The sequence below is a fragment of the Streptococcus sp. GMD3S genome, assembly GCF_000298695.2.
GTDB lineage: Bacteria > Bacillota > Bacilli > Lactobacillales > Streptococcaceae > Streptococcus.
In genome coordinates this window covers 18352-41618 of the sequence record NZ_AJRC02000017.1, presented here as the reverse complement: position 1 = coordinate 41618, position 23267 = coordinate 18352, and the positions used below count along the sequence as shown (strand labels likewise).

Sequence of the window (23267 nt, the reverse complement as noted above, 5' to 3'; positions counted from 1 at the left end):
AATTTGGCTCGGTAGCTCAGTTGGTAGAGCAATGGATTGAAGCTCCATGTGTCGGCGGTTCGATTCCGTCTCGCGCCATATTTTGTTTATAACTTGGAAGGGTAGCGAAGAGGCTAAACGCGGCGGACTGTAAATCCGCTCCTTCGGGTTCGGGGGTTCGAATCCCTCCCCTTCCATTACTTTAGTTACGGGCATAGTTTAAAGGTAGAACTAAGGTCTCCAAAACCTTCAGTGTGGGTTCAATTCCTACTGCCCGTGTTAATATGATTATGGCGGGTGTGGTGAAGTGGTTAACACACCAGATTGTGGCTCTGGCATGCGTGGGTTCGATCCCCATCACTCGCCTATTTTATATTATTGGGGTATAGCCAAGCGGTAAGGCAAGGGACTTTGACTCCCTCATGCGTTGGTTCGAATCCAGCTACCCCAGTTACTATTTGCCGGCGTGGCGGAATTGGCAGACGCGCTGGACTCAAAATCCAGTGTCCGCAAGGACGTGCCGGTTCGACCCCGGCCGCCGGTATAGTATTAAAGACAAGGTTTTCGGACCTTGTCTTTTTCTTTTATTTGTTGAATTTGTAACGCTGAGTTACTTAAAATTACTAGATTTATAATAAATCATCTAATTTATCCGCTAATTTTTGTTGCTTGCTTGGATACAAATGAGAGTATGTATCTATTGTTGTAGTTATAGATGCATGGCCTAATCTTTCTTTTACGACAAGATAATCTTCTCCTTGATTTATTAGCAGTGAAGCATGTGAATGCCTGAAGTCGTGAATTCTTATCTTTTTTAAAGAACTATTTCTTTGCAATATTTTTTTATATTGTTTTTCGATTGAATCTTTAGTTATTGTAATAGGGCTATTTTGAAATATCTGTAGATCATCTAGGTTAGTTGTAAATTCTTTCAATCTCTCATGCTGTATCTGTTTCCAGTCTTCTAGTGTCTCCACTAGTTTGGCGTTCATGATGATTCTTCGGGTTCCAGCTTTTGTCTTTGTACTACTAATGTGTTCTTCACCTTTTTTAACGTATACTGATTTGCTTACATGGATTGTATTTGTTGAAAACTCTATATCCTTCCACGTTAGAGCAAGTGCTTCTCCCAGTCTTAGACCAGTAAAAAATAAAACTGTGAATAGTAATTTGATATTGTATTCATCGTCGTTAAATAGTGTTAAGAAGTGCTTGAATTCTTTTATTGTCCAGAAATTTAATTTTGCTTTTTCTATTGGTAATTTTTTTAGCATTCCTACAGGATGTTCCTTGTAAAATCCCTTTCTTAATCCAACATCCAGAATTTTCTTTAGTAAAATTATAATTTTATTAATAGTATTTGGACTTAGCTTCTTTTCCGAGTTTTGAGCATTTTTATCTCTTAGATGTTCTCTGAATTGATAGATATCTTCATAAGTTAATTTAGCTACATCATCAACTTTTTCAAAATAGTTTTTTATATGCCTGTTATAGTTGTTTTCTTGTGTATCTATATAGCTTTGTTTTCTGTTGTTTATTTTATCCTCTTCTTTTAAGAGATCATAAAGGATATCAATTGATATTTTTGAGTTGAAACTTTTTTCTTTAAGTTCGACACTTCGTAAGTATTGTTCGGCCTCCAATGCTTCTTTTTTAGTTTTGAATCCTTTTCTTACAATTCTACGTTGTTTTAGAGATATTGGATTTATACCATTGGAAACATCGACAATCCAAGTTCCGTCTCTACTTTTACGTAAAGCCATAAGCTACGCTTCTTTCTGGAGTTCAATTCCTAATAGTTCTTCAGCGACACTGGCTGGAATTGTACCAATCCGTTTGTTATCGTAGATGTTAAAACCACGATTCACTAATAGTAATTTACCGGTATGGATAATCTTTCTTGCAGTTCCTGGAGCAAATCCAAGTTCGACAAGGTCATCTTTTGTTACAGTTTTAATCATGTTATCTCCTTTTCTATTCAGATTAAGTAAGGGGAGGATTAACTCCCCTTGTCTGATACTTATTTTTGTTTTACATCTACTAAATGGATAGCATCCGCCTTGTAATACATTGTTGTGCTAATCATAGTAGCTTGTAAATTGTCAAATGTAACTGGTACTTCATCCATTGCTTGGATATAGTCATTATCAACCAAGGCATCTGGATTGTCTACTGAGACTTGGGTTGATTTCTTTTTGAATTGTCCATCCTTGATTGTTACATTGTATTTCCAACCAATGATTTTATCGGTATTAAAACGTCTTTCGCTACCATCTCGGTTTTTGATAATTTCTCCGTTTGCATCTGCTCGGACTTCCGTTTCAAATTTTGGAATGACTTCATCCAATTCAAATTTTGTTCCAATGTTATTAAAATTCCAGTCATTTTGTGAAAGCATTTTTGCCATAGTTAATTTCTCCTTTTAATATTTTCTTTGATTGTAGGGATCAAATCCTCTCGTTTAAAGAGTATTGCTCTTTCTATTAATCCACTTGCTAAATCTGGTGGATATTCCATATTGTTGAGTGCGAGATAGTTAGATTTCTCATACTCATGCAGTAAGTTATTGTCGTATAGAAATTTATACGCTTTTAGAATAGCTCCTGAACCTTTATAGGTAAACCATTCTAATTTTTGTTCTAGTTCTGTTTTTGATTTTGAAATAATGATAGAGACGGGTTTTGAATGGCCTAAAAACTTTTCCCAAGATCTCAAAGGTTTTGAGAAATAGCTATCACTATAGAACCTCACTTTTTCTTTGAGATATCCCTTGGTAAAGTTGAGAAGATCTATTTCTGAATGCAACCATTCTTGAATGAAGTAGTGAGCTTTTTCTTTCCTAAGTTCTAACTCAGTTCTTATCCAATTTTCTATATACCGCTTGCTGATACCGAGCTTCTCAGCTCGTTCTAAGCGTTTATCGTAAATTCTAAGTCTTTCGTCATCATTGGGTTTTCTCAAATATAAGGTCTGGCCGATTGTTTCATCTCCGTAGGTATTGTAGTAGGTGCTTTTTCCATATATAAAGCGTTTCTTCTGACAAATCTTTAGAAGCTGATTAGGAGTGAAATAGGGTGTTTCATTAAAATCATCTATTGCAATATCAATTCGTCTTACTGAAAAATGATTGTAATTGTAGTAGAGGTTGTTCAAAAACTGTCTTTCGGACAGACTATTTGGATCTAATACCATATCTCTATAGAACTCGAGTGCCTGTCCTGACATGACAAGCATGTAGGACGACTCTTTCGCTCCATAGTAGATACGGATATTCCCATAATGAAGCTGGCTATCATAGTTATAGTATTTAAGGCTCCCTTTATTCTCAATAAATAGGTCATAGTCAAGAAATAGAATGTCTTCGATTATTTCTCTTGGCGAAAATTCAGTCTTATCAAACTGAATTTGAATCCAGTCAAATACAGAACGTAAATGTTCATTTTTTGCCATAGATTTTGATTCAACTTTTTGCTTAATTTTGCCACCCTTAAAATCTCCGAAACCCTTGGAAATACTGAATTCTTTCGATGGTACACCTAACTTGCAGAGGGTGGTGTTACTACACACCCTATCGGTCAAAAATGGTCCGTCCGCATCTACGCTCATTTTCGGCTTTCTGCCTCATGGCTCAGCCGAAAACTCGCTATTAGCCGAACCTATTTTTTGACCTCTTGTTAACAAACCCTAGTAAGCCGGTTTGCATCGACTCTTCAATATCTTGGATTTTCTTTTTTAGGTTGGAATTCTCAATTTTTATCAGTCGCATTTCTCGCTTAAATTCCTGTTTTAAGGCGCTCAGTTCATCGTAGAGCTCATCTATTACTTGGTTTAGGGATTCATGTTCATTGTCTGCTAGACTCCCAAATACGGCTTGTATAGCCTCTTTTAGACCTATTTCAAGTTTTAGTTTAGCTAACTTTTGAAATTGTCTAAGGTCTTCGTCTGTAAAATCATAGGCAACTGTATAACTTAATTGATGAGTTCTGGGATTTCTACTGATAGGAACTTTAATTTTCTTAAATTCCTTGCCACTTATCTCTTTAATCAGTTGAATCCAATTTTTAAGAGTAGAGGTAGAGTTTAGGCCAGAAATTTGATTGACTAACTCTTTATTGGTCATCTTTTTGTGAAACCTCCGAAATTTTCTTGTGCAACTGAAGAGTTTTCTGTGGTATAATTGTTACATAATATGTTTTGATCTTGGAACGAACGGCACATTTGTTTCAAGATTTTTTATTTTGTCGAATCTTACCTCCTTTATTAAAATTTTTTAAATCGACTACTAGTTACATACGCTTTTACCTCCTTTTATGCTATAATATTCTCAATGGAATATTCAATCTCAAAATAAATATTCCTTATGGAATAATTCTATTTTATACCGTTTGGAATATTTTGTCAAGCTAAAATATACGAATAAGAATATCTATAGGAGAATTATGTATACAGAGGATTATAAATTTTCAGAGAGGTTAAAAACTCTCAGAAAATCAAAAAAGTTAACTCAAGTACAAATATCGGAATTAATTGGAGTTCAACAAGGGACATATTCTCGGTGGGAGAATGGAACGTTAGAACCAGGATTAGAATTCGTTGTGAAATTGGCAAATATCTTTGGGACTACTACAGATTATTTGCTGGGACAAAAACCTTATTCAATTATCAGTAGTTTACCTCTAGAACAATTAGATCTTACCAATATTGCAAACTTTTCAAAGGATGAGTTTGATATTTTGAAACATTCAATAGCAGTTTCGGTGGCAAGAAATAAAATAAAGGCAACAGAACTAAAAGATAGAGTTATAGAAAAAAATCAGTTGTCAGAAAAAGATGCAGAACTTTTGAATAAGATTTTTGAAGAAGTTAAAACTTATTGGGAAAATTAGGAGGACGCTAGTCTTCAAAATTCCCTCCCAAAATGTGTCCAAAATATTGACAGAATTCTAGCTTTTCATTATAGTTCTTATGGAACTTTTTTTCTACAACAAAATAGGCTCCATAATATCCATAGGGGATTTACCCACTACAAATAGTATAGAGCCGGTTTTATTAATGTCCTGCATTTCCTAATAAGTTAACCATGACAACACCAATGATAATCAAAATTAAACCGATAATGCTATAAACATTTAGTGTTTCTTTGAAAATCATTACTGCGATAGAGGATATCAAAACTAAACCGACAGCTGACCATGTTGCATAAGCTATTCCTACAGGAATTTTTTGCATTGCTAGTGAGAGGAAATAGAAACAAACGCCATAGCTAAGTAGGGCAGAAACGGTTGGAATAGGCTTTGTAAAACCGTCTGATAATTTCAAAAGGTTAGTTCCCAATATCTCTCCTACAATGGCGATAAAAAGATAAAAGTATGACATGTCTTTAACCTCCTATATGTCATGTTTTTGCTCTAAGAGCTATTATAGCTATCCGTTTTTTATAAATCTTGGCACAAGTCATGAGAATTTGTAGTAAAACTGTGGCAGACACTTTTTCAGAACCAATAGCTGATAAGTTTAGTATATCATAAGATAAATTTTAAATAAAGTCTTGATTTATTTCAATGTCTTGCGTGGTCTCGATTTTACTGGTAAAATTACTTTTAAGAACTTTAAAAAAGAGGCTTCTATATTTGACAAAACAATGACTTGTTGTCCCGAATGTGGGCATCCTTTGGAGAAAAAATTTTTAAAAGATGAGGGAGATATTCCTTATTGTTCACAATGTGCGAGTTTTCGTTTTCCAGTCTTTAATACAGCAATTAGTGCGATTTTATTTAATGAAAAACATGATAAGATTCTCTTGATTAAGCAATATGACATGGCTGAGCATATTTTGCTAGCTGGTTATGTGTCTAATGATATTCACAACCAATTTCTACAATCATTAAAGACAATTAATTTAGCCTCTCTTATTACGGATATGGGTAATAAAATTGCACAAAACTAGTCCAAAACTCTTTTTAATAAGGAGTATACTTTCTAGCATTTTATAGTTACTAAAAAGTATCTAAACTTTGGAAGTGATACTAAGTTTTAAAAAATATTATGGAAAAAAAGCTTATAAAATCAATATTTCTGAGATTTAAAACTAATAATATTAGACTCAAAATCCAGTGTCCGCAAGGACGTGCCGGTTCGACCCCGGCCGCCGGTATAGTAATAAAGACAAGGTTTTCGGACCTTGTTTTTTATTTTGGTGAAGATTTTGATATTTTTTCTTTAAGTACAGATAACTGATGAATGATCTTTTTCTTCTTATTCTAATCATTTTTAGTGTATTTTTGGTATAATATTACTTATTCACAATTTATTTTGATTATGAAAGAGTTTGGTGGTTAATGTCTCGGTCTGTTGAATTACTAAAGAAACGTTACTTAAAAAATATAAAAGAGAATCCAGATTTATTTATTGGGATTGAGTTAGAATTTCCTATTGTAAATTTAGAGGGTAAAGCTACAGATGGTGAAGTTGTTAAAGATCTCTTTCGGTATTTACCATCAGTACTGGGTTTTACTATCGAAAAAGTGGATGATTTTGGGAATCCAATTCAGTTGCTTGATCCAGTCAGCCAAGATACGATCTTGTTTGAGGTTGCTTATACGACGATTGAGTTTGCATTCGGAAAGGCCGAATCTATCCAAGAGGTAGAAGAACGCCTTAACTTCTATATGGCTACGATTCAGAATAAATTGGGTGAAGCTAATCATGCTATTGTTGGCTGCGGCATTCATCCCAACTGGGATAAAAATGAGAATTGTTCAGTGGCTTATCCCCGCTATCAGATGTTGATGGCTTACTTGAACTTAAGTAGAAGTAAGACTAGTAGAGGTTTACATGATTTTCCTGAGTATGGTGCCTTTATCTGTGGAAGTCAGGTTCAACTAGACGTTTCAAGGTCCAACTACCTGCGTGTTATTAATGCTTTTACACAAATTGAAGCAGCTAAAGCCTTTTTATTTGCCAATTCTGAGTTTTCAGGTGCAGATTGGGATACCAAAATTTCGAGAGATATTTTTTGGGAAGAATCCATGCATGGTATCTATCCAGAGAATGTAGGTGTCAATACTAGATTATTTAAAGATGAGGATGATTTTTTTGACTATCTAAATCATTCTGCGATTTTTACTGCGGAGCGTGATGGGCAGACCTATTATTTTTATCCGATTCAGGCTAGGGACTATTTGGCTACACCTGAAATCCAAGCATTTACCCTTAATGGGGATGAGGTGTTAATTCACCCTCAGGAGGAAGATTTCCAAACTCATCGTAGTTACCAGTACCAAGACTTAACGACTCGAGGAACAGTTGAGTTTCGTAGTGTGTGTACTCAGCCGCTTGATAGGACCTTTGCTTCTGCTGCTTTTCACTTGGGCTTGTTGGTTCATTTAGACAAGCTTGAAGCTTACTTGCGAACTGCTCCATTTTTTACCACAGCTGGTCGTGATTATAAGCTTTTAAGACGACAATTTTCTAAAAAACAACTCACAGATGAAGAAGAAGCTGCGGTTCTCGAGTTTTCTAAAGATTTACTCACCCTAGCTGAGGAAGGACTGGAGAAAAGAGATAAGCAAGAAATGGTTTATTTAGAGCCTTTGAAGAAAGAATTGGGATTATAATTTCTCTTATAAAGGGAGAATTTTCTGAAAAATCGTGATATAATGGAAGAGACTATAGATAAAGGATAGAGATTCATGACATTAGTTTATCAATCAACGCGTGATGCCAATAATACAGTAACTGCCAGCCAAGCTATTTTGCAAGGATTGGCGACGGATGGTGGTTTGTTTACACCGCTTTCTTATCCAAAGGTTGATTTGGACTTTGACACATTAAAGGATGCTTCTTACCAAGAAGTGGCTAAATTAGTTTTATCAGCATTTTTAGATGACTTTACGGCTGAGGAGTTGGACTACTGTATCAACAATGCCTACGATAGCAAGTTTGATACTCCAGCTATTGCGCCATTGGTGAAACTGGATGGGCAATACAACTTGGAATTGTTCCATGGTTCAACGATTGCCTTTAAAGATATGGCCTTGTCTATCTTGCCGTACTTTATGACGACAGCCGCTAAAAAGCATGGTTTGGAGAACAAGATTGTCATTTTGACAGCGACATCTGGTGATACTGGGAAAGCTGCTATGGCAGGGTTTGCCGATGTGCCTGGAACTGAGATTATCGTCTTTTATCCAAAGGATGGTGTCAGCAAGGTGCAAGAGTTGCAAATGACTACTCAGACTGGCGACAATACTCATGTTATCGCTATTGATGGAAACTTTGATGATGCGCAAACAAATGTGAAGCACATGTTCAACGATGTAGCTCTTCGTGAAAAATTGGCAGCGAACAAGTTGCAATTTTCATCAGCTAACTCTATGAACATTGGTCGTTTGGTGCCACAGATTGTCTACTATGTTTATGCTTATGCTCAGTTGGTCAAGTCTGGTGAGATTGTAGCTGGTGATAAGGTCAACTTCACAGTACCAACAGGAAACTTTGGAAATATTTTGGCTGCCTTTTATGCTAAACAAATCGGTCTTCCAGTTGGCAAATTAATCTGTGCTTCAAATGACAACAATGTTTTGACAGACTTCTTCAAGACACGTGTTTACGATAAGAAACGTGAGTTTAAGGTAACAACTAGCCCATCTATGGATATCTTGGTATCTTCAAACTTGGAGCGTTTGATTTTCCATCTTTTGGGGAATGATGCGGTTAAGACTGCTGAACTCATGAATGCCTTGAGTACACAAGGACAATATGAATTGATAGACTTTGATGCAGCGATTTTGGAACTCTTTGCAGCTGAATATGCGACTGAGGAAGAAACAGCAGCAGAAATTAAACGTGTTTATCAAACAGATGCCTATATTGAGGATCCACATACGGCGGTTGCCTCAGCTGTTTATAGAAAATACCAAGCGGCTACTGGCGATGCGACTAAGACAGTGATTGCTTCAACAGCTAGTCCTTACAAGTTCCCAGTGGTTGCAGTAGAAGCGGTAACAGGAAAAGCAGGCCTGACAGACTTTGAAGCCTTGGCTCAATTGCATGACATTTCAGGAGTGGCAGTGCCACCAGCGGTTGATGGCCTTGAAACAGCTCCGGTTCGTCATAAAACAACAGTGGCAGCTGCTGACATGCAAGCAGCGGTGGAGGCTTATCTAGGACTTTAAGACAGAGGGCGTAAACTCGGTTGGGAAACCAACTGAGTTTCTTTTCATCAGGAGGAGAGATTGTTTAAGAAAAATAAAGACATTCTTAATATTGCATTGCCAGCTATGGGTGAAAACTTTTTGCAGATGCTCATGGGAATGGTGGACAGCTACTTGGTCGCCCACTTGGGCTTGATCGCTATTTCAGGTGTTTCAGTGGCTGGCAATATTATCACGATTTACCAGGCGATTTTTATCGCTCTGGGAGCTGCTATTTCCAGTGTTATTTCAAAAAGTTTGGGGCAGAAAGATCAGTCCAAGTTGGCTTATCACGTGACAGAGGCTCTCAAGATAACCCTATTGCTGAGTGCACTTTTAGGCGCCTTATCGCTCTTTGCTGGGCAAGAGATGATAGGACTCTTGGGCACTGAGCAGGATGTGGCCGAGAGTGGTGGACTCTACCTATCTTTGGTAGGCGGATCGATTGTTCTCTTGGGCTTGATGACGAGTCTAGGTGCCTTGATTCGTGCAACGCATAATCCGCGTCTGCCTCTCTATGTTAGTCTTTTATCCAATGCCTTGAATATTATTTTTTCAAGTCTAGCTATTTTTGTCCTTGATATGGGCATAGCGGGTGTTGCTTGGGGGACTATCTTGTCTCGCTTAGTCGGTCTTGTGATTTTGTGGTCACAATTAAAGCTGCCTTTTGAGAAACCGACTTTTGGTTTAGATAAGGAACTATTGACTTTGGCTTTGCCAGCGGCAGGAGAACGTCTCATGATGCGAGCTGGAGATGTCGTCATCATTGCCTTAGTTGTATCTTTTGGAACGGAGGCAGTAGCTGGAAATGCAGTCGGAGAAGTCTTGACCCAGTTTAACTATATGCCTGCCTTTGGCGTCGCTACGGCAACAGTCATGCAGGTAGCTCGAGCAGTTGGAGAGGATAACTGGGAAAGAGTAGATGATTTGAGCAAGCAAACCTTTTGGCTTTCCCTGCTTCTCATGTTGCCCTTAACTCTCAGTATCTATGCCTTGGGGACACCATTGACTCATCTCTATACGACCGATCCTGTAGCGGTTGAAGCGAGCGTTTTGGTGGCACTGTTCTCTCTACTAGGAACCCCCATGGCGACAGGGACAGTTATATATACGGCAGTTTGGCAGGGATTGGGAAATGCTCGCCTCCCCTTTTATGCGACAAGTATTGGGATGTGGTGTATCCGTATAGGGACAGCCTATCTTATGGGTATTGTTCTTGGTTGGGGGTTGCCTGGTATTTGGGCTGGAACGTTATTGGACAATGGTTTTCGATGGTTATTTCTACGCTACCGTTACCAAAGTTATATGAGCTTGAAAGGATAGGAAATGAAAAAAACAGCTTTTATTTGGGATTTAGATGGAACCTTATTGGACTCTTACGAAGCGATTTTGTCAGGGATTGAGGAAACCTTTGGTCAGTTTTCTATTCCTTATGACAAGGAGAAAGTGAGAGAGTTTATCCTCAAGTTTTCGGTGCAAGATTTACTGGAGCAGGTGGCAGAAGAGCGAAAACTGGATGTGGAAGTGCTCAATCAGGTGCGTGCCCAGAGTTTGGCTGAGAAGAATGCCCAGATAGTTTTGATGCCAGGTGCGCGTGAAGTGTTGGCTTGGGCAGATGAAGCAGGGATTATGCAGTTTGTTTATACCCATAAAGGAGACAATGCCTTTACCATTCTAAGAGACTTGGGTTTGGAATGTTATTTCACAGAAATTTTAACTAATCAGAGTGGTTTTGCACGCAAGCCCAGTCCAGAAGCGGCGACATATCTGCTAGACAAATATGAGTTGGATCCTAGGACTACCTATTATCTAGGGGACCGGACTTTGGATGTGAAATTTGCCCAGAATAGCGGTATTCAAAGCATTAACTTTTTAGAGTCAACTTATGAAGGGAATCAGAGGATTCAAGCATTGGCAGATATTCCCTACATTTTTGAGGATGAGCAATAAAAAGATTGTGTCAGTTTTATGACAGAAGGCTAACAAACTATTTCAACTGATCTAGTTTGTTACAAGGAATAGACAGTTCTGTTAAATAGGCCCGAGAGGGCTTTTTTTCTGTTTTTTTTGTGTTATGATAGACAGGTACTCATTTGAAAGGAATATGAACGAATGAAGAAAAGAATTATTTTAGCCTCAACAGTAGCCCTGTCTCTTGCTCCCGCATTAGGAGCTAAAGCTCAAGAAATCTCTTGGACAGCACGTAGCGTTGAGCAAATCCAAAATGATGTGACGAAAAACGAGAACAAAAACAGCTATACAGTTCAGTATGGTGATACCCTGAGCACGATTGCAGAAGCTTTGGGAGTAGATGTAACCGTTCTTGCTAATTTGAACAAAATCACTAATATGGACTTGATTTTCCCAGATACTGTCCTCACTACAACTGTCAATGAGGAAGAAGAGGTGACGGAAGTTGAAATCCAAACTCCTCAAGCGGATTCTAGTGAAGAAGTGACGACTGCGACAGCTGATTTGACGACGAATCAAGTGACAGTTGATGAACAAACAGTTCAAGTAGAAGATCTTTCTCAACCAATTGAGGATGCTCCAACTGTAACAGAGACTGAAAAACCAACAGAAGTAGCGCCAAATTCAGAAGTTTCTGAGACAGCGACAGTTGCTGAAGAGACACCATCTACAGAAACACCTGTAGCAGCAGAAACAACTAGTCCAGTTGAAGAAGAAGCTCCTCAAGCAGCGACTCCAGCTACTGAAGAAACGGCAGCAACAACTCCAGCAGAAGCACCAGTAGCAGCTGCTCCAGCAACTGAAACACCTGCTGATACAACAGGAACAAGTGCAACAGAAGAAGCAGCATCAACAGCAACTTCTGACACTGCAACTTCGACTTATCAAGCAGAGCAAAGCCAAACTCCTTCAAGAACGTATGCTGCTCCAGCGGCTCCTGACTATGCAGGACTTGCTGTAGCTAAGTCTGAGAATGCTGGTCTTCAACCACAAACAGCGGCCTTTAAAGAAGAAGTAGCCAACTTGTTTGGAATTACATCTTTTAGTGGCTACCGTCCTGGTGACAGTGGGGACCATGGTAAAGGTTTGGCCATCGACTTTATGGTTCCAGTGAGTTCAGCACTCGGAGATCAAATTGCAGAATATGCAGTCAAAAATATGGCTAGCCGTGGTATCAACTATATCATCTGGAAACAACGTTTCTACGCTCCATATGATAGTAAATATGGACCAGCCTACACGTGGAATCCAATGCCAGACCGTGGTAGCGTAACCGAAAACCACTATGATCACGTTCACGTATCAATGAACTAATAGAAAAAGAAGCTGAAAACTCATAAGGTTGAGGCTTCTTTTTGTTGTTCTAAGTCAAAATGTTTTCAAAGTTATGCTATAATCAAACTGAAGTTGACTGAAAATCAAGTATTTTTATTTTAGTAGAAGGTGAGAACACTATGATGAATAGTTTGAAAAAAACATTTGAGAAAACCATTGATGACTTTGAAAAAGAATTTTGTGGTGAAGTCGTTGAACTCTTGATTATCACTTTGCAAAATGTGGGAGGTGCGACTGTTTTAAAGAATGGATGGAAGTTGCCTTCGGTTCATTTTGTAGCAAGTGTGAATGTGGGGACAAAGGAGTTCTCGGAAATAGAGGGACGTTTGGAGTGGTTGGTGAGTCCAGAGGAATATGAAGAAAAGGGCTTGCTCTATAGCTATAGTTTCGAGCCCTATCAGATTCATCACATCAAATGTCAGAAAAGACCACAAAGGCAATTAGAACCTTATATGGCAGCAGTAGCGAATAACTGTTATCGTCTGCTGGAATACATTGAAGATGGGCAGTCGGATAGTAGATTAGAAGCTCTGATTGCAGAATATGTTAAACCAGTCGTCATCAAAGATTCTATAGGCGAATTCACTTTAAATAGAGCTTATTCATGGTTTGAGGGAAGTATGGATCTTGCGGGAAGCAGGGTTAGCGTGATGTTGGATGCAAATGAAGATGCCAGCTTACCACCAAAATCATTTGGCTACTTGAAAACATTTGTCAGGGATATTGACCGAAGAGACTCTGAAATCCGAGACGTTATAGTAAAAGAGATGTGGGAAACAGCAGAGGACTGGCTAGCTTCAGACGGAGATGCCGAAGTATTAACAGAGGACTATTTTTATAATTCCTTGTATCTGGGGGAACTGTCTATCAGTGAAGCGGGGGATTTGACTCTTTATTATGGAGATAAAGAGGATATTTTTGCTGGGCATGCGGTAGAAGTCAGGGCAGATATTGAAGGAAATATAGAAAATGTGACCTTGGTAGGGTAAATGGACAGCATGTGATTATTTCTTTATTGTGAATAAGCAACTTAGTCCTGTTACAGGAGTTTTTCCATTATATTTTAAAAATAACTGAAATCAGCACCTTCTTTAGAAAGTGCTGATTTTTTTGAGATAATAGTAGAAAGTTTATACTTTTCGGCGTTTGAGAGCGAGCAAAGTTCGATAGAAAATGATTTGGCTGCTCTGGATATAGGGAAGGATTGAAAAACTAGCAATTCCAAAAGTAATCCAATTGAGGAAGTACCAAGGAAGTAGTTGTAAATCGAGGACAAAGCGTTGAAATTTGTAACCTTTCACCAAGAAACGACTGGTTTTCAGGATTTGACTGGGTTTAGCCTGCCCTAAATCTAGAGTGTCGCAGAGGAGGAATTCTACCTGCGAGTAGGCGTAATGTTGCGGGATATAGAGGGCATTTCCTACAATCATCAAGATGAGGCTCGCAAAAAAGTAGAGCCCAAAGGTCATAAGGAATTGCTCGTTTTCAATAGATGAGAGGTCTAGTTTTGGAAACTCAGGATGTAGGGCAACAAATCTTCTAGCCAAGAGATTGCTATAAAAGAGGAAATAAATGCCTACTAAGTTTGGAATGCTCCATAAAAAGAGGTAGAAACGTTTGAGGAGCAGAGTTAGGAAGGTTTGCGAGAAGCGCTCTTCAGCAAAGAGGGCCAGGCTTGATTTTACTGAGAGTTCCGTATCAGGATCCTTGAGGAGTCGGAGTGTCGCAAAGGCAGCACCTACTAGAAAAATCGTGCTCATAAAAGAAACTACTAGCGGGAAGAGATAGGCTTGGAGAACTTGTGCCAGCATGCTGAAAAAGGATTGCTCTAAAACACTTTCTTGGAGACGAGCCAAGGGGTTGAGAAAGCCTGACAAGATAACCAGTATGCTAGGTAAGAGATAGACCAGAAAGAGGCGGGGATTTTCAGCCTGAAATTGCCTAGCCTGCAGACGAATAGTTTTTAAATCAATTTTTGGGTATTTCATTCTCTCATTATACCATAGTTCGTGACAGTTCCAGCTTTTTTTGATAAAATCATACAGTATGCCTTTGGGCGCAAAGTATGAACTGGGACTGTTTTTCCCAGCTTCGGAGGTAAAAAATGTCAGATTCACCAATCAAATACCGTTTGATTAAGAAAGAGAAACACACAGGAGCTCGTCTGGGAGAAATCATCACTCCGCACGGTACCTTCCCGACACCTATGTTTATGCCAGTTGGGACCCAAGCCACGGTCAAGACTCAATCACCAGAGGAGTTGAAGGAGATGGGTTCAGGGATTATCCTGTCAAACACCTATCACTTGTGGCTCCGTCCAGGAGACGAACTCATCGCACGCGCAGGCGGTCTCCACAAGTTCATGAACTGGGATCAGCCCATCTTGACGGATAGTGGTGGTTTTCAGGTTTATTCTCTAGCGGATAGTCGAAATATCACAGAAGAAGGAGTAACCTTTAAAAACCATCTCAATGGTTCCAAGATGTTCCTATCGCCAGAAAAGGCCATCTCTATCCAGAACAATCTGGGCTCAGACATCATGATGTCCTTTGACGAATGTCCTCAGTTTTACCAACCCTATGATTACGTTAAGAAATCAATCGAACGTACCAGCCGTTGGGCTGAGCGCGGGTTGAAGGCTCACCGTCGTCCGCATGACCAAGGTTTGTTTGGAATTGTGCAGGGGGCAGGATTTGAAGACCTTCGCCGTCAGTCAGCTCACGACCTTGTTAGCATGGACTTCCCTGGCTACTCTATCGGTGGTTTGGCAGTAGGAGAAACGCATGAAGAGATGAATGCCGTCTTGGATTTCACAACTCAACTGCTACCTGAAAACAAACCTCGCTATTTGATGGGTGTCGGAGCGCCAGATAGCTTGATTGATGGAGTTATTCGTGGCGTGGATATGTTTGACTGTGTCTTACCGACTCGTATCGCTCGTAACGGAACTTGTATGACCAGTCAAGGTCGTTTGGTTGTCAAAAATGCCCAATTCGCTGAAGACTTTACGCCACTGGATCCTGAGTGCGATTGCTACACATGTAAGAACTATACACGCGCTTATCTTCGCCACCTACTCAAGGCTGACGAAACCTTTGGTATCCGCTTGACTAGTTACCACAATCTCTACTTCTTACTCAATCTGATGAAGCAGGTCCGCCAAGCCATCATGGATGACAATCTCTTGGAATTTCGTGAGTATTTTGTAGAAAAATATGGCTACAACAAGTCAGGGCGCAATTTCTAAAGTGTAAAAATAGAATGCCAAAATCCTAAGTTTTCTCTTAGGATTTTTCCTATTTTTTTGATAGAATAGGGAGTATAATGGAATGGAAATTAGGTGGTGTTTTGCTTCCTAATTTAATGGAGAATAGACTCGTATGCGTATTAAATGGTTTTCCTTGATTAGGATTACAGGTTTACTTTTGGTGCTTTTGTACCACTTCTTTCAAACGATCTTTCCTGGAGGATTCTTTGGGGTAGATGTCTTTTTCACTTTTTCAGGATTTTTGATCACCTCCCTCCTTTTAGAAGAATTTGGGAAGGCACGCCAGATTGATTTGCTGGGCTTTTTTAAGAGACGGTTTTACCGCATCGTGCCACCTGTGGTGCTGATGGTTTTGGTGACCATGCCTTTTACTTTCTTGGTTCGTCAAGACTATGTTGCTGGAATTGGTGGCCAGATAGCTGGAGTTCTCGGTTTTATGACCAACTTCTACGAAATGTTAACAGGGGGTAGTTATGAATCCCAGTTCATTCCGCATCTCTTTGTTCACAACTGGAGCCTAGCTGTTGAGGTTCACTACTATATCCTTTGGGGCTTAGCGGTTTGGTTTTTATCGAAACGTTCAAAATCTAGTAGTCAATTGAGAGGGATGGTCTTTCTCCTTTCTGCTGGAGCTTTTATCATTAGCTTTTTCTCCATGTTTATTGGTAGTCTAATGGCGAGTTCCTATTCATCTGTCTACTTTTCAAGTTTGACCCATGTCTATCCCTTCTTTTTAGGAAGCATTTTGGCGACGGTTGTGGGGGTTCGTCAGACGAGCGATTTAGTCAAGCAGTTTGACCGGACATGGGATATTCGTCAGAATCTACTGGTATTTGCTGCTGGGCTTTTGGTGTTAGTGCTCTTGACCTTCTTTGTCAAGTTCACCTACCTGTTTGCGTACTTATTTGGCTTCTTGCTAGCAAGTTTAGCGGCAGTGACCATGATTTTTGCTGCGCGTGTCTTGCATGAGAAAACGCCTGAGATACAAGAACCTCGGATCATTACATTTTTAGCGGATACCAGCTACGCGGTTTATCTCTTCCACTGGCCTTTTTATATTATCTTTTCTCAGTTGATGAGTAATCTGCCTGCTGTTATTCTGACAATTATCTTTTCTTATTTCTTTGCTATCCTATCCTTCTATATTATTGAGCCATTGATTGCCGGTAAATCCAATCCTTTAATACGGAAGATTAGTCGATTGCCCCATATTAAACCAATTAGTGCTACTGGTGCTGGCATTCTTACCTTGATTAGCTTGATTATCATAGCTGTGGCTCCTCAAGTTGGAGCTTTTGAGACAGACTTGATGGTCAATGGTTTCAAACAAGCCCAGACCAATATAGGACAAACAAAGACTCTTGCTGAACAAGCTGAACTGAGTCGTCTAGGAATTTCTGAGGGAACAAGCCTGATAGGAGATTCGGTAGCCTTGCGTGCCAATACAGCCTTACAAGAGGCACTTCCTGAAGCAAATATCAATGCTCAGGTTAGTCGAACGACCAAGCAAGCCAATGACATTATGCTCAATAACAGTCAGAACAAGGCGCTGCTAAAAACTGTTGTCATTGCAACGGGAGTCAATAATCCTGAAGGCTATAAGAATGACTTGGACAGCATCGTGAACAATCTACCGAAAGGACACCATCTGATACTGGTGACACCTTATGAGGGAGATAAGAGTAAGGACACTTACACATCAGTGGAGCAGTATGCGGCTTATGCGCGGGAATTAGCTGAAAAGAATCCTTACGTGAGCATCGCTGACTGGAATAAGGTTGCTAAGGAACACCCTGAAATCTGGGCTGGAACCGACCAAGTCCACTTTGGGAATGATAGCAACATGATTGAAGAAGGTGCTAAACTTTACGCAGAGACGATTGCAGCTGCTGTTAAGGCTGCTCAAGAACTGCCTGTAAAATCAAAATAAGATCAAAGAGTTGGAGAAATCCAGCTCTTTTAAAATATCCACGAAAAATAGGTCTATACCATTTACAAATGAAAAAGAAAGGTTTATAATGTAATTGACATAATAAATTCTAGAATCAATCTATCAAGGAGGTTATCATTATGCCTAATTATATTAAAGCGGATCAGTTTTTCTACCCACACGGAGTTCGTCGTGGCGGTTACTTGGAACTTGTGGATGGCAAGTTTGGTAAACATGTAGAACAGATTCCTGAAGGAGCTGAGGTGATTGACTATACCGGTTATAGCATTGCCCCAGGACTTGTGGATACCCATATTCATGGATTTGGTGGTGTCGATGTCATGGATAATAACATCGAAGGAACCCTTCATACTATGAGTGAAGGATTGCTTAGCACAGGTGTTACTAGCTTCTTGCCAACGACGTTGACTTCTTCTTACGAGCAGTTGCTTGCGGTAACTGAAAATATCGGTGCTCGTTACCAGGAAGCAAGTGGAGCCAAGATTCGTGGAATCTATTTTGAAGGGCCTTATTTCACAGAGAAATACAAGGGAGCTCAAAACCCTGCTTACATGAAAGATCCTCGTATGGATGAGTTTCGTGCTTGGCAAAAAGCAGCTAATGGCCTGCTCAATAAAATTGCCCTTGCGCCAGAACGTGAAGGTGTAGAAGACTTTGTTCGTACAATTACGGGTGAAGGAGTGACTGTTGCTCTTGGACACTCAAATGCGACTTTTGATGAAGCTAAAAAAGCAGTGGATGCTGGAGCAAGCGTTTGGGTACATGCCTACAATGGAATGCGTGGGTTGACTCACCGTGAGCTCGGTATGGTGGGAGCCATGTATGAGTTGCCACATACCTATGCAGAGTTGATCTGTGACGGTCACCATGTGGATCCAAAGGCCTGTGATATCTTGCTCAAACAAAAGGGAACTGAAAATATCGCCCTTATCACAGACTGTATGACAGCTGGTGGCTTGGAAGATGGCGACTACATGTTGGGAGAATTCCCAGTAGTAGTTGCTAATGGAACTGCTCGCCTCAAATCTACAGGCAATTTGGCAGGTTCTATCCTTAAACTCAAAGATGGTTTGAAGAATGTGGTCGAATGGGGCATTGCGAATCCGCATGAAGCAGTCATGATGGCCAGCCTCAACCCAGCAAAATCTGTTCACATCGATGATGTCTGTGGTCAAATCCGTGAAGGTTATGATGCCGACTTTATCGTACTGGATAAAGATTTGGAATTGGTAGCAACCTACCTAGATGGTGTGAAACGTTATCAAGCCTAAGATGATAAAAATAGGGGTCAATAAAGGACTCCTATTTTTATTATCAGATGAAAATAATAGGATTAAAGAAATTGCTAATGGGGGAAACAAGCAAAATCCTTTTCTTGTAATAAAAAATTAGATATAATATACGATACAAAGGAAGTAGTAAGAATGTATCGTGTTATAGAAATGTATGGGGATTTTGAACCGTGGTGGTTCATAGAAGGTTGGGAAGAAGATGTCATCATGAGTCAATCTTTTGACAAGTATTATGATGCTCTAAAATATTATAAATCATGCTGGTTTGAGCTGGAAAAGAAGAATCCTCTTTATAAAAGTCGGAGTGATTTGATGACTATTTTTTGGGATCCTGCCGACCAACGCTGGTGTGATGAGTGCGATGAGTATTTGCAGCAGTACCATTCTTTGGCACTTTTACAGGATGAGCAAGTCATCCCCGATGAAAAGCTACGTCCAGGCTACGAAAAACAAACAGGTCAAGAAAAACACCGTTCTTGCCGCATGAAATGGAGATAAAAAAGTAACTTTTTAAGTTGCTTTTTTTATTTTTTTGCGAATAGTTAGATAAGGAGGGCGGTATGGTACAAGAAATTGCACAGAAAATTATTGCTACTGCGAAAGAAAAGAAGGCTCAGGATATCTATTTCATTCCCAAGGAAAAGTCCTACGAGCTTCACATGCGGATTGGAGACGAGCGGTGTCTCGTTGACTCCTATGAGTTTGATGTTTTAGCTGCTGTGATTAGTCATTTTAAGTTTGTGGCGGGTATGAACGTAGGAGAGAAGAGACGTAGTCAACTGGGCTCTTGCGACTATCAGCATGGGGAGAAGGTGTCTTCTCTGCGTTTGTCTACCGTGGGAGATTATCGGGGACATGAGAGTTTGGTCATTCGTTTGTTGCACGATGAGGAGCAGGACCTGCATTTCTGGTTTCAGGATATGAACGAACTGGGTGAGCAGTACAGGCAACGGGGACTCTATCTCTTTGCAGGTCCAGTCGGAAGTGGCAAGACGACTCTGATGCACGAATTAGCCAAGTCTCTGTTTATGGGGCAACAGGTCATGTCCATTGAAGATCCTGTCGAGATCAAGCAGGAAGACATGCTCCAGTTGCAGTTGAATGAAGCGATTGGTTTGACCTATGAAAATCTCATCAAACTGTCTCTCCGGCATCGTCCTGACCTCTTGATTATCGGTGAAATTCGGGATAGCGAGACGGCGCGTGCAGTGGTCAGAGCCAGTTTGACAGGGGCGACAGTCTTTTCAACCATTCATGCCAAGAGTATCCGAGGTGTTTATGAACGCCTTCTGGAGTTAGGTGTGACGGAGGAAGAATTAGCAGTTGTTCTGCAAGGAGTCTGCTACCAGAGATTAATCGGGGGAGGAGGAATCGTTGACTTTGCAAACAAAGACTTTCAAGAACACCAGCCAACTAGCTGGAATGCGCAGATTGACCAGCTTCTTAAAGATGGACATATCACAAGTCTTCAGGCTGAAACGGAAAAAATTAGCTACAGCTAAGCAGAAGAAAATCATCACCCTGTTTAACAACCTCTTTTCCAGTGGCTTTCATTTGGTGGAAATTATTTCTTTTTTGGGCAGAAGTGCCCTGCTGGAAAAGGACTATGTGGCCCGGATGCACCAAGGCTTGTCTCAGGGGAAATCCTTTTCAGAGATGATGGACAGCTTGGGGTTTTCAAGTGCTATTGTGACCCAATTATCTCTAGCTGAAGTACATGGGAATCTTCACCTGAGTTTGGGGAAGATAGAAGAATATCTGGATAATTTGTCCAAGGTCAAGAAGAAGTTAATTGAAGTAGCGACCTATCCTTTGATTTTGCTGGGATTTCTCCTGCTAATCATGTTGGGGCTCAGGAATTATTTGCTCCCCCAACTGGACAGTAGCAATATCGCCACCCAAATCATTGGCAATCTGCCACAAATTTTTCTGGGGCTAGTGTTGGTTTGCTCTCTATCTTTACTTTTAGCCCTCACTTTTTACAAAAGAAGTTCCAAGATGCGGGTTTTCTCGATGTTGGCACGGGTTCCCTTTCTAGGAATCTTTGTCCAGACCTATCTGACGGCCTATTATGCGCGTGAATGGGGCAATATGATTTCACAGGGGATGGAGCTGACGCAGATTTTTCAGATCATGCAGGAACTGGGTTCTCAGCTCTTTAAAGAAATCGGTCAAGATTTGGCTCAAGCCCTGCAAAATGGCCGCGAATTTTCTCAAACCATAGCGACCTATCCTTTCTTTAAAAAGGAGTTGAGTCTCATCATCGAGTATGGGGAAGTCAAGTCCAAGCTGGGGAGTGAGTTGGAAATCTATGCTGAAAAAACTTGGGAAGCCTTTTTTACCCGAGTTAATCGTACCATGAATCTGGTACAGCCACTGGTTTTTATCTTTGTGGCCCTGATTATCGTTTTACTTTATGCGGCAATGCTTATGCCCATGTATCAAAATATGGAGGTAAATTTTTAAAATGAAAAAACTCATGACAAATTTAAAAAAAGCCAAGGTTAAAGCTTTCACGTTGGTAGAAATGTTGGTGGTTTTGCTTATCATCAGTGTTCTTCTCTTGCTCTTTGTGCCCAATTTGACCAAGCAAAAGGATGCCGTAGATGATAAAGGAAAAGCTGCTGTTGTCAAGGTCGTAGAAAGCCAGGCAGAGCTCTATAGTCTGGACAAGAATGAAGATGCTAGCCTTAGCAAATTACAAGCGGACGGTCGTATCACAGCAGAGCAAGCCAAAGCTTATAAAGACTACCATGCAAAACAAAAAACCAGTCAAACTGTTGCAGATTAAGGCCTTTACTATACTGGAAAGTCTCTTAGTTTTGGGACTTGTGAGTATCCTTGGTTTAGGCTTGTCTGGCTCTGTCCAGTCCAGTTTTGCAGCGGTAGAGGAGCAGATTTTCTTTATGGAGTTTGAAGAACTCTATCGGGAAACGCAAAAACGCAGTGTAGCCAGTCAGCAAAAGACCAGTCTGAACTTAGATGGACAGACGATCAGTAACGGCAGTCAAAACTTGACCGTTCCTAAAGGGATTCAGGCACCATCAGGACAAAGCATTATATTTGACCGAGCTGGGGGCAATTCGTCCCTGGCTAAGGTTGAATTTCAGACCAGCAAAGGAGCGATTCGCTATCAATTATATCTAGGAAATGGAAAAATTAAACGCATTAAGGAAACAAAAAATTAAGGCAGTGATTTTACTGGAAGCGGTAGTTGCTCTAGCCGTTTTTGCCAGCATTGCGACCCTTCTTTTGGGACAAATCCAGAAAAATAGGCAGGAAGAGGCAGAAATCTTGCAAAAGGAAGAAGTCTTACGTGTAGCTAAGATGGCTCTGCAGACAGGTCAAAATCAGGTAAACATAAATGGAGTGGAGATTCAGGTGTTTGCTAGTGAAAAGGGATTGGAGGTCTACCATGGTTCAGAGAAGTTGCTGTATCTTAAAGAGCAGTAAGGTAAGAGCGTTCACTCTATTAGAATCTCTGATTGCCCTTATCGTCATTAGCGGAGGCTTGCTCCTTTTTCAAGCTATGAGTCAGCTCCTCATTTCAGAAGTTCGTTACCAGCAGCAAAGCGAGCAAAAAGAGTGGCTCTTGTTTGTGGATCAACTGGAGGCAGAGTTAGATCGTTCGCAGTTTGAAAAGGTAGAAGGCAATCGCCTCTACATGAAACAGGATGGTAAGGCTATCTCTATAGGAAAGTCTAAATCGGATGATTTTCGAAAAACGGATACCAGCGGACGGGGCTACCAACCTATGGTTTATGGGCTCAAATCAGCTCAAATTACAGAGGAAAATCAATTGGTTCGCTTTCGTTTCCAATTTCAAAAGGGCCTAGAAAGGGAGTTCATCTATCGTGTGGAAAAAGCAAAAAGTTAAGGCAGGTGTTCTTTTATATGCAGTCACCATTGCAGCCATTTTTAGCCTTTTGTTGCAGTTTTATTTGAATCGGCAAGTCGCCCATCACAAAGACTTTACCCTAAACAAAGAAAAGTTGGTCGCTTTTGCCATGGCCAAACGAAGCAAAGATAAGGCTGAGCAAGAGAGCGGGGAACGAGTCTTTAACTTAGGAAAAGTCAGGTATCAAAATACGAAAACAGGTTTTACAACAAGTGTTCGTATGAATAAGGGCAACTATGAATTTCTCTTTCCTCCGATGAAAATCCAAGAAAAGAAAACGGATAAAAAGGAAGAGGTAGCGACTGATTCAAGCAATCAAGCAGGGAAGAAAAAATCAGAAGAAAAGCCTGAAAAGAAAGACAATTCCTAGTCAATTCAA

General features: G+C 40.2%; 26 protein-coding genes and 6 tRNA genes. 25 read left to right on the top strand and 7 right to left on the bottom strand.

What is annotated here, in order from left to right:
* Positions 1 to 5 precede the first annotated feature (5 nt).
* From GMD3S_RS0208195 to GMD3S_RS0208170, 6 genes are all read left to right on the top strand, one after another.
* Positions 6 to 78, top strand: a tRNA-Phe gene (locus GMD3S_RS0208195).
* 17 nt (positions 79 to 95) lie between these two features.
* Positions 96 to 176: transfer RNA gene (locus GMD3S_RS0208190), tRNA-Tyr, on the top strand.
* An 11-nt stretch (positions 177 to 187) separates the two neighbouring features.
* A tRNA-Trp gene (locus GMD3S_RS0208185) sits at positions 188 to 258 on the top strand.
* Between the two features lie 14 nt (positions 259 to 272).
* Positions 273 to 345, top strand: a tRNA-His gene (locus GMD3S_RS0208180).
* Between the two features lie 13 nt (positions 346 to 358).
* Positions 359 to 430, top strand: a tRNA-Gln gene (locus GMD3S_RS0208175).
* A gap of 9 nt (positions 431 to 439) precedes the next feature.
* Positions 440 to 523 (top strand) — tRNA-Leu (locus GMD3S_RS0208170).
* 85 nt (positions 524 to 608) lie between these two features.
* Here GMD3S_RS0208170 and GMD3S_RS0208165 read toward each other — a convergent pair.
* The 5 genes from GMD3S_RS0208165 to GMD3S_RS0208145 are packed head-to-tail and all read right to left on the bottom strand — an operon-like array spanning position 609 to position 4099.
* On the bottom strand, positions 609 to 1742 hold the full coding sequence (locus tag GMD3S_RS0208165; protein ID WP_001208033.1) for a site-specific integrase: 1134 nt from the start codon (positions 1740 to 1742) through the stop codon (positions 609 to 611).
* A gap of 3 nt (positions 1743 to 1745) precedes the next feature.
* Positions 1746 to 1940: a DUF3173 domain-containing protein gene (locus GMD3S_RS0208160; protein WP_000598357.1), complete on the bottom strand. Its 195-nt coding sequence runs from the start codon at positions 1938 to 1940 to the stop codon at positions 1746 to 1748.
* 59 nt (positions 1941 to 1999) lie between these two features.
* Positions 2000 to 2386, bottom strand: a complete 387-nt coding sequence (locus GMD3S_RS0208155) for a hypothetical protein (RefSeq protein ID WP_001096843.1) — start codon at positions 2384 to 2386, stop codon at positions 2000 to 2002.
* A 2-nt stretch (positions 2387 to 2388) separates the two neighbouring features.
* A complete protein-coding gene (locus GMD3S_RS0208150; RefSeq protein ID WP_000109700.1) occupies positions 2389 to 3585 on the bottom strand; it encodes a replication initiation factor domain-containing protein in 1197 nt (398 codons plus the stop codon).
* Positions 3586 to 3625: 40 nt separating this feature from the next.
* The gene (locus GMD3S_RS0208145) at positions 3626 to 4099 is read right to left on the bottom strand and encodes a hypothetical protein (RefSeq protein WP_000182279.1); all 474 of its coding nucleotides are present in this window, start codon (positions 4097 to 4099) and stop codon (positions 3626 to 3628) included.
* Between the two features lie 319 nt (positions 4100 to 4418).
* Between GMD3S_RS0208145 and GMD3S_RS0208140 the strand changes: the two genes are divergently transcribed.
* Positions 4419 to 4865, top strand: coding sequence for a helix-turn-helix transcriptional regulator (locus tag GMD3S_RS0208140; RefSeq protein WP_000287814.1), 447 nt, complete (start codon positions 4419 to 4421; stop codon positions 4863 to 4865).
* 163 nt (positions 4866 to 5028) lie between these two features.
* Here GMD3S_RS0208140 and GMD3S_RS0208135 read toward each other — a convergent pair whose 3' ends face one another.
* The gene (locus tag GMD3S_RS0208135) at positions 5029 to 5355 is read right to left on the bottom strand and encodes a DMT family transporter (RefSeq protein ID WP_000120162.1); all 327 of its coding nucleotides are present in this window, start codon (positions 5353 to 5355) and stop codon (positions 5029 to 5031) included.
* 295 nt (positions 5356 to 5650) lie between these two features.
* Here GMD3S_RS0208135 and GMD3S_RS10990 point away from each other — a divergent pair, with 295 nt between their 5' ends.
* The 7 genes from GMD3S_RS10990 to GMD3S_RS0208095 all read left to right on the top strand — a co-directional run bounded on the left by GMD3S_RS10990 (position 5651) and on the right by GMD3S_RS0208095 (position 13468).
* Complete coding sequence (locus GMD3S_RS10990; RefSeq protein WP_237738360.1) at positions 5651 to 5926, top strand: NAD(+) diphosphatase; 276 nt, start codon at positions 5651 to 5653, stop codon at positions 5924 to 5926.
* 391 nt (positions 5927 to 6317) lie between these two features.
* On the top strand, positions 6318 to 7595 hold the full coding sequence (locus GMD3S_RS0208120) for a hypothetical protein (protein WP_000091649.1): 1278 nt from the start codon (positions 6318 to 6320) through the stop codon (positions 7593 to 7595).
* Positions 7596 to 7670: 75 nt separating this feature from the next.
* Positions 7671 to 9155 carry a threonine synthase gene (gene thrC, locus GMD3S_RS0208115; RefSeq protein WP_000177122.1) on the top strand — a complete coding sequence of 495 codons (1485 nt, stop codon included), beginning with the start codon at positions 7671 to 7673 and terminating at the stop codon, positions 9153 to 9155.
* Positions 9156 to 9215: 60 nt separating this feature from the next.
* The gene (locus tag GMD3S_RS0208110) at positions 9216 to 10496 is read left to right on the top strand and encodes an MATE family efflux transporter (protein WP_000473983.1); all 1281 of its coding nucleotides are present in this window, start codon (positions 9216 to 9218) and stop codon (positions 10494 to 10496) included.
* Positions 10497 to 10499: 3 nt separating this feature from the next.
* On the top strand, positions 10500 to 11123 hold the full coding sequence (locus GMD3S_RS0208105) for an HAD family hydrolase (RefSeq protein WP_000750409.1): 624 nt from the start codon (positions 10500 to 10502) through the stop codon (positions 11121 to 11123).
* Positions 11124 to 11285: 162 nt separating this feature from the next.
* Positions 11286 to 12458, top strand: a complete 1173-nt coding sequence (locus GMD3S_RS0208100; protein WP_000746000.1) for a LysM peptidoglycan-binding domain-containing protein — start codon at positions 11286 to 11288, stop codon at positions 12456 to 12458.
* Positions 12459 to 12598: 140 nt separating this feature from the next.
* Positions 12599 to 13468: a DUF2262 domain-containing protein gene (locus tag GMD3S_RS0208095; protein ID WP_000982055.1), complete on the top strand. Its 870-nt coding sequence runs from the start codon at positions 12599 to 12601 to the stop codon at positions 13466 to 13468.
* 141 nt (positions 13469 to 13609) lie between these two features.
* Here GMD3S_RS0208095 and GMD3S_RS0208090 read toward each other — a convergent pair whose 3' ends face one another.
* A complete protein-coding gene (locus GMD3S_RS0208090) occupies positions 13610 to 14467 on the bottom strand; it encodes a DUF975 family protein (protein ID WP_000876904.1) in 858 nt (285 codons plus the stop codon).
* A 116-nt stretch (positions 14468 to 14583) separates the two neighbouring features.
* On the opposite strand from GMD3S_RS0208090, the gene tgt reads away from it, so the two are divergent.
* The 11 genes from tgt (at position 14584) to comGG (ending at position 23258) form a co-directional block, all read left to right on the top strand.
* A complete protein-coding gene (gene tgt / locus GMD3S_RS0208085) occupies positions 14584 to 15726 on the top strand; it encodes a tRNA guanosine(34) transglycosylase Tgt (RefSeq protein WP_001285237.1) in 1143 nt (380 codons plus the stop codon).
* A gap of 133 nt (positions 15727 to 15859) precedes the next feature.
* A complete protein-coding gene (locus GMD3S_RS0208080; protein WP_001220891.1) occupies positions 15860 to 17677 on the top strand; it encodes an acyltransferase family protein in 1818 nt (605 codons plus the stop codon).
* A gap of 140 nt (positions 17678 to 17817) precedes the next feature.
* The gene (nagA, locus tag GMD3S_RS0208075) at positions 17818 to 18969 is read left to right on the top strand and encodes an N-acetylglucosamine-6-phosphate deacetylase (RefSeq protein WP_001134442.1); all 1152 of its coding nucleotides are present in this window, start codon (positions 17818 to 17820) and stop codon (positions 18967 to 18969) included.
* Between the two features lie 153 nt (positions 18970 to 19122).
* Positions 19123 to 19488, top strand: a complete 366-nt coding sequence (locus GMD3S_RS0208070) for a DUF1033 family protein (protein WP_000286399.1) — start codon at positions 19123 to 19125, stop codon at positions 19486 to 19488.
* Between the two features lie 62 nt (positions 19489 to 19550).
* Complete coding sequence (gene comGA / locus GMD3S_RS0208065) at positions 19551 to 20492, top strand: competence type IV pilus ATPase ComGA (RefSeq protein ID WP_000249580.1); 942 nt, start codon at positions 19551 to 19553, stop codon at positions 20490 to 20492.
* Positions 20440 to 21456 (top strand): competence type IV pilus assembly protein ComGB, encoded by a 1017-nt coding sequence (gene comGB / locus GMD3S_RS0208060; protein ID WP_000355375.1) that lies wholly within the window; start codon positions 20440 to 20442, stop codon positions 21454 to 21456. The genes comGA and comGB overlap by 53 nt, the downstream gene beginning before the upstream one ends.
* Position 21457: 1 nt before the next feature.
* Positions 21458 to 21781, top strand: a complete 324-nt coding sequence (gene comGC, locus GMD3S_RS0208055; protein WP_000735800.1) for a competence type IV pilus major pilin ComGC — start codon at positions 21458 to 21460, stop codon at positions 21779 to 21781.
* Positions 21744 to 22178 carry a competence type IV pilus minor pilin ComGD gene (gene comGD, locus GMD3S_RS0208050; protein ID WP_001180048.1) on the top strand — a complete coding sequence of 145 codons (435 nt, stop codon included), beginning with the start codon at positions 21744 to 21746 and terminating at the stop codon, positions 22176 to 22178. Before comGC ends, comGD begins: the two co-directional genes overlap by 38 nt.
* Positions 22141 to 22443: a competence type IV pilus minor pilin ComGE gene (gene comGE / locus GMD3S_RS0208045; RefSeq protein WP_000413376.1), complete on the top strand. Its 303-nt coding sequence runs from the start codon at positions 22141 to 22143 to the stop codon at positions 22441 to 22443. Before comGD ends, comGE begins: the two co-directional genes overlap by 38 nt.
* On the top strand, positions 22406 to 22867 hold the full coding sequence (gene comGF, locus GMD3S_RS0208040) for a competence type IV pilus minor pilin ComGF (RefSeq protein WP_000250705.1): 462 nt from the start codon (positions 22406 to 22408) through the stop codon (positions 22865 to 22867). Before comGE ends, comGF begins: the two co-directional genes overlap by 38 nt.
* Positions 22845 to 23258 (top strand): competence type IV pilus minor pilin ComGG, encoded by a 414-nt coding sequence (comGG, locus tag GMD3S_RS0208035; RefSeq protein WP_000265642.1) that lies wholly within the window; start codon positions 22845 to 22847, stop codon positions 23256 to 23258. The genes comGF and comGG overlap by 23 nt, the downstream gene beginning before the upstream one ends.
* The last annotated feature ends 9 nt before the right edge of the window (positions 23259 to 23267 follow it).